The following is a 207-nucleotide window of genomic DNA, read 5'->3' on the forward strand; positions in this document are numbered from 1 at the left end:
GAACTCGCGATAAACTTCATCAGTGCCCGCCCCACGGGAAACCTGCCAAAAAGGGACAGGTTTATTTTGGTCGGTTTTATCTGGGAAGATGCTGCTGCGGCTATCTACAGATCTGAAATCTGACTACTGAATAGACTGTCTAACTAAATAGCGAGCGGCACTAACCAGTCCTTTTGCTTGCGCCCGGGAGGGCCGCATATGAAGTTT

This window comes from Collinsella sp. TM06-3 (genome assembly GCF_003436395.1).
GTDB lineage: Bacteria > Actinomycetota > Coriobacteriia > Coriobacteriales > Coriobacteriaceae > Collinsella.